The following is a 5,259-nucleotide window of genomic DNA, read 5'->3' as shown; positions in this document are numbered from 1 at the left end:
CACTCCCTGATCCCGAGGGTGCCCCCGGTGTTGTAAATACTGAGTTTACAGCGCAAACCAGCGCCAAGAGTTCTGAATTTACAGGAGAGATGTACTGGGGCACCGGTGATCATGATTTTTATGCTTATTACCCTTACGCGCAAGGGAGTGAAACAAGCGATGCAGTGCCTGTTTCCCTTGCCTCTGAGCAGACCCAGTCCGGGGGAGACAACAGCGACCATATCGGTGATCTGGACTTCATGGTAGCCACTCCCGTTGAGGGTATTGATCCCGGTGATGAAGGGGATGAGACAAGCGGTATCAATTTCCGTTACAACCATGTTTTTACCCTTTTGGAGTTCAGGATCATTAACGGCCATTATATCTACCAGGTAAGGTTGTCGGGCGATATAATGCTTTCATCCCCTGAACCCGGTACGATAGATCTGACCCAAGCCACCCCTTCAGTTGGTGCGGCTTACGATATAGACTGGCCGGCTGAGGGCACCTCGAACGAGGTGATTCTTACATTGACCAATCCTGTGAACACGACCAGTGATTATGAAACCACGCCGTCTATCTATGCGATGGTTTTGCCAAGAACCGGTGAAGGCGATATCATCATTGCTATCAGCACCGTTACAGGATCCAGATTTGTTGTAAAAGAAACACCTGGCGGAGGTTTTGATCGCGGCAAGAAATATGTCGTTGAGCTGAATGCAACAGAAGATTTTACCGAAGGTGTTTCTGATATTGACGGAAATGAATATGAAACTGTTATCTGTTATAATTACAACCGGGAATGGATGGCAGAGAATCTGAGAACCACCAAATACAAAGATGGCACTTCTATTCCGACGGATCTAACTGATGCAGAATGGGAGAATACCACCGAAGGCGCCTACTCCGTTTACCCCCATACCGAAATTGACGACTTTAGTTCCGAAGCCGAAGTATTGGCCGCCTATGGTGCGTTGTATAACTGGTATGCCGTGGATGACAGCCGTGGTCTTTGTCCCACGGGCTGGCGGGTATCCAGTGATGGGGATTGGACAGATTTACTCAACTCTCTTGGCGCACATGGTACCAATGCTGGAAACGCATTAAAATCCTGCCGGCAGGTTAACTCACCCTTCGGGGGCGATTGTGCCACGGATGAACACCCCCGATGGGATTCTGATACTAGGAACTATGGTTGGGATCACTACGAATTTTCGGCTCTTCCGGGTGGCTGCCGTAGCGACATTGGTTCTTTCAGCCTCATTGGCCGCGGTGGTCGCTGGTGGACCTCTACTGAGGCCTCCTCCAGTGCCTGGCAAATGTCCATGGCTAGCGCCCATGGCAATGTGACCCGTATCTCATTCGGTACTAAGGCTCCGGGTTTATCCGTCCGTTGCGTCCGGGATATTTTTTAACCCTATGAAATAAGGCGAAGCCTTCCGCGAAGCGGATTTCACAGACATAATTTGAAGCTCTCGAAACTTAATCTTGCTGCCCCACGAGGCAGCAAGATTTTTTTAATCAATACCGCCTTCCTGCCGGGATGAGGACAAATATACCTGTGAAGTCCTGCCTCACTTTCACATCGAATTTGAAAAGCTACGGTGCCTTTCAAATCTTTCCCCGAAAGGGATATCAATCAGTCCGCTTTATCCGGCATTGCTGCTAACATAACCGGGTTTGACCCAATAGTCTTTACGCTTTCGCGGATATCAACGAAACCAGGTCAGGTGCCGGTTTTCTGTCACATGTCATAATGGAAAAGTGTGAGTTGAATCTACTGATCCATGATACTGATTGTATTATTTGGTTTTTAAAGTACAATAGGATAATTTGCAGTCAATTGGAGATAATAGATTATTCTCCTGTGGTTTTGCAAAACGATATTCCAGGATTATATCTTATGGATAATTAATTTTATTAATTCATTTTTTGCTCATGAAGATAAAACCAAACTATAAAGTAAGAGATGTTGCCGGCGAGAAGATGGTTGTTATGCAGGGTAAGGATGGGGTAGATCTTACGAAGGTGATTATGCTGAACAGCACCGGCGAAAGACTTTGGAGCTCGCTTCAGGGAAAGGAGTTTACAGTTGATGATGCCGCTGAAATGCTTATGGAGAGTTACGGGATTGGAAAGCAGCAGGCTGTAAAAGACGCGGAATCGTGGATAGACTCGCTGGTAAAGGTGGGGCTGATCGAGAAATAGGGTAATTATCAGACATGGAACTTATCAACTATCACAAGGCTCTTTTTTCGCTTCTCAGGTTATCATTGTGGCAGAATGAGAATGAGGAGTGCATTGTCTGTAAACTTACCAATGAGGAGTGGCAAAGCCTGTTTGATTGTGCCGCGCGCCAGGGTGTGCTGGCACTGGCATTTGATACGCTCCCGGAAAGAGAAGCAATGCCCGGGCTGACAAAGGAATTGTTTATTCGCTGGGGATTGAGCGCTAAGAGGATTGAAGACAGGAACAGAAGGCAGGTTGAGGCACTTAAAGAGCTGATTGCTGTTTTCAGGAAGGAGGGGATAGAGCTGTTGCTGCTTAAAGGTTTGGGATTGTCAGAGAGTTATCCGCGGCCTGCTCACCGGGAGTGCGGCGACATGGATATCTACCTTTTTGGAGATTATGAAAAGGGAAACCGGTTAATAGAGGATCTGGGAATTGAGGTTAAAAGAAAGAGTCCTAAACACTCCGCCTTTTTTTTCAAAGGTATCCCGGTAGATAACCACCTGAGCTTTTTGAGTGTCTCCCGCAGTAAAACAGATAAGAACCTCGAAGCGCACCTCAGCAGGATACTTAGCACGCAAGGATACGATACGATAACGATAGGCGGTTTTGAAGTCCGTGTTCCCACCCCGGACTTCACAGCAATTTTCCTGGCACGTCATGACATTGTTCATTTTTTGATTTCAGGAGTGGTATTAAGGCATATCTGCGATCTAGCTCTTTTTTTCTCAAACAATGCAAAGAATATCAACTTTGAGTCATTTTTGAAAATTTTAGAGGAAGAACATCAATTACCTCTTTTTTCCTCATTTATAGAGATAGCCAGGCGCCATTTGGGCATGCGGGATACCATCATACCGTTTACAGAACAGGATGTTAAAACAACAGAGAGAGTTTTGAAAGACACTCTTTATAACAGTTACATGGATATTGGCAGAGAAGGGTTATCAAAGATGCAGGTTTTTAAACGGAAAGCCATAGGTGCCAGGCACCTTGTTAACTCAAAATGGAAATACGATTTGGTGGGGAAAGATGAATTTTATGGCAGACTGATGATCTCATTCAAGGCGCTTTCCCAGTTATTTGGAACAGATTAAAAACTTGCGTACCTGGGGTGCTGTTATGTCCCGGCCTGGCTATGCCCGAAAAGTTCGCACGGGGTTACTAAATTTTGATATAAATAATGTCGCTGGAAGCTCTGAAAAATGCTCCTGTCAGCAAACCAAGTAAGATTTTTTTGCTTTTTTCTGCAGCTTTAACAGCGTTGCTTGAAATGGCCGGGCTGGCAATTATTGTTCCCTTGCTGCTCTTGCTGCTGGAAGACGAGGGAATAACCGGAAACAAATACCTCCAGGCCATTTACGAAACAACCGGTATAGAAAATTATGGTTTTTTTCTTCTCATTGTAATTGCAATAGTTCTTCTTTTATTAATTCTTAAGAACATCACCCTGCACAAAATAAATAACTATAAAAACAAGATATTACTCAGGATCTATTCACATTACACCCACAATCTTTTTTTCAGATATTACTGCCGCGGTCTCCCGTTTATAAAAAACAGCAGTCCCACCTCACTTTCGCACGATGTAAACGCTGTTTGCTTTCAGTATGTTTTCGGGTACATAAATCCCGCGCTTATCATGGCAGGCGACCTGCTGCTCTCTGCCCTGATAATTATATCGATCGCCTATATCAATATTTATATAGCAGTAATTCAATTGGTTATATTTGCTCCCCTGATCATTGTAAGTCATTTGAAAATTGGAATGCAGATGCAAAAGGCAGGTAAAGCTGACAACGAGGCAAAGAGGAGCCAGTGGCGGGTAACTACCGAAATCTTCAGAGGTTATGCTGACATCGTTGTAAATAATTATTTTCAACGGCTAAGTAACGCTTTCACGCAGGGGACAAAAGTCATATCAATGTGCAAAATGCAAGTTGAAAGGCTTAAAAGCATGGTGTCAAAATCTATAGAGATAAACGTGATATTATTGATTACAGGAGTTGTTGCAGGATATTATTTTTTTGCAGGTGAAGATTCAGGTTTGCGATCTCTCGTTGGAATTTTCGCCTTAGCGACCCTGAGGCTTCTCCCGGCAGTCCGTTCCATTATAGTCCAACGCGGAAACCTCCGCAACAACCTGTACACTGCTGATATTATAAACAAACAGGCAGGATCAGGCGGCACGTCAATCACCGACACCGGAACAGAATTGAGATTTAACCATTCAATTGAGCTGAAAAATATCAGTTTTGACTTTGGTCCCGGTCTGCCCATTTTCAAAAACCTCTCCCTTAGAATTAACCGTGGTGAGCGCGTAGGTATACGGGGGTCATCCGGAAGCGGGAAAAGCACCTTGTTTTACCTCATGATGGGGCTGTATATGCCACATGAGGGGAGCGTGCTGATTGACGGCACTGAGCTCACTCCTGGAAACAGGGACGGATGGCATAAGCTGCTTGGATACGTGTCGCAGGATGTGTTTATTATGGATGGCACACTTGAGCAGAACATATCTCCTCTTGAGGTACCGGAACCGGAACTGCTTAAAAAGTCTCTTGATGTTGCAGCCCTCAAAGATTTGACAGACAGGCTTCCTGAAGGGGTTAAAACCATGATAGGAGATAGCGGATCAAGAATTTCCGGTGGAGAGAAACAGAGGATAGGAATTGCCCGCGCCTATTACAAGGGGGCAGAAGTTTTGCTGATGGATGAACCAACATCCTCACTTGATGCAGGGACAGAAGAGGAGATTATAGAGACTCTGGAGAAACGGCTCTTCGATGAAAACATGACGATAATACTAATTTCTCACAGCGAAAGCTTCCTTTCAAAGTGTGACAGGATTATTGATTTTGAGAAACTCGAAGGTGTCGTTGCATGGTAAAGCAGGGGTTTTGAGATAAGCCTGGTGAAGCTGCTCCTTTATTTCCGGGGGTATAAGATGGTTCTTTTCAAGCAGGGGGATCTTCTTGCTCACGAGAGGGGCCATGCCGTTATTAATGGCAAGAATGGCAAGGTAGTTCCAGTCCGATATCTTTGAAATCA

5 protein-coding genes are annotated in these 5,259 nt (G+C 45.1%); 4 read left to right on the top strand and 1 reads right to left on the bottom strand.

Annotated features, from left to right (window positions below; translation table 11 throughout):
• From EA408_00205 to EA408_00190, 4 genes are all read left to right on the top strand, one after another.
• The coding region (locus EA408_00205; protein TVR75542.1) for a hypothetical protein at nucleotides 1-1,394 on the top strand (1,394 nt) is incomplete at its 5' end.
• A gap of 523 nt (nucleotides 1,395-1,917) precedes the next feature.
• Nucleotides 1,918-2,187, top strand: coding sequence for a PqqD family protein (locus EA408_00200; protein TVR75541.1), 270 nt, complete (start codon nucleotides 1,918-1,920; stop codon nucleotides 2,185-2,187).
• A gap of 14 nt (nucleotides 2,188-2,201) precedes the next feature.
• Nucleotides 2,202-3,305, top strand: coding sequence for a hypothetical protein (locus EA408_00195; protein TVR75540.1), 1,104 nt, complete (start codon nucleotides 2,202-2,204; stop codon nucleotides 3,303-3,305).
• An 86-nt stretch (nucleotides 3,306-3,391) separates the two neighbouring features.
• Complete coding sequence (locus EA408_00190) at nucleotides 3,392-5,098, top strand: ABC transporter ATP-binding protein (GenBank protein TVR75539.1); 1,707 nt, start codon at nucleotides 3,392-3,394, stop codon at nucleotides 5,096-5,098.
• Here the strand turns inward: EA408_00190 and EA408_00185 are convergent.
• Nucleotides 5,042-5,259, bottom strand: a 218-nt coding sequence (locus EA408_00185) for a hypothetical protein (GenBank protein ID TVR75538.1), incomplete at its 5' end; no start/stop codon positions are given. The genes EA408_00190 and EA408_00185 overlap by 57 nt on opposite strands.

The sequence above is a fragment of the Marinilabiliales bacterium genome, assembly GCA_007695015.1.
Lineage (GTDB): Bacteria > Bacteroidota > Bacteroidia > Bacteroidales > PUMT01 > PXAP01.
This window is presented reverse-complemented; position numbering and strand designations above follow the sequence as displayed.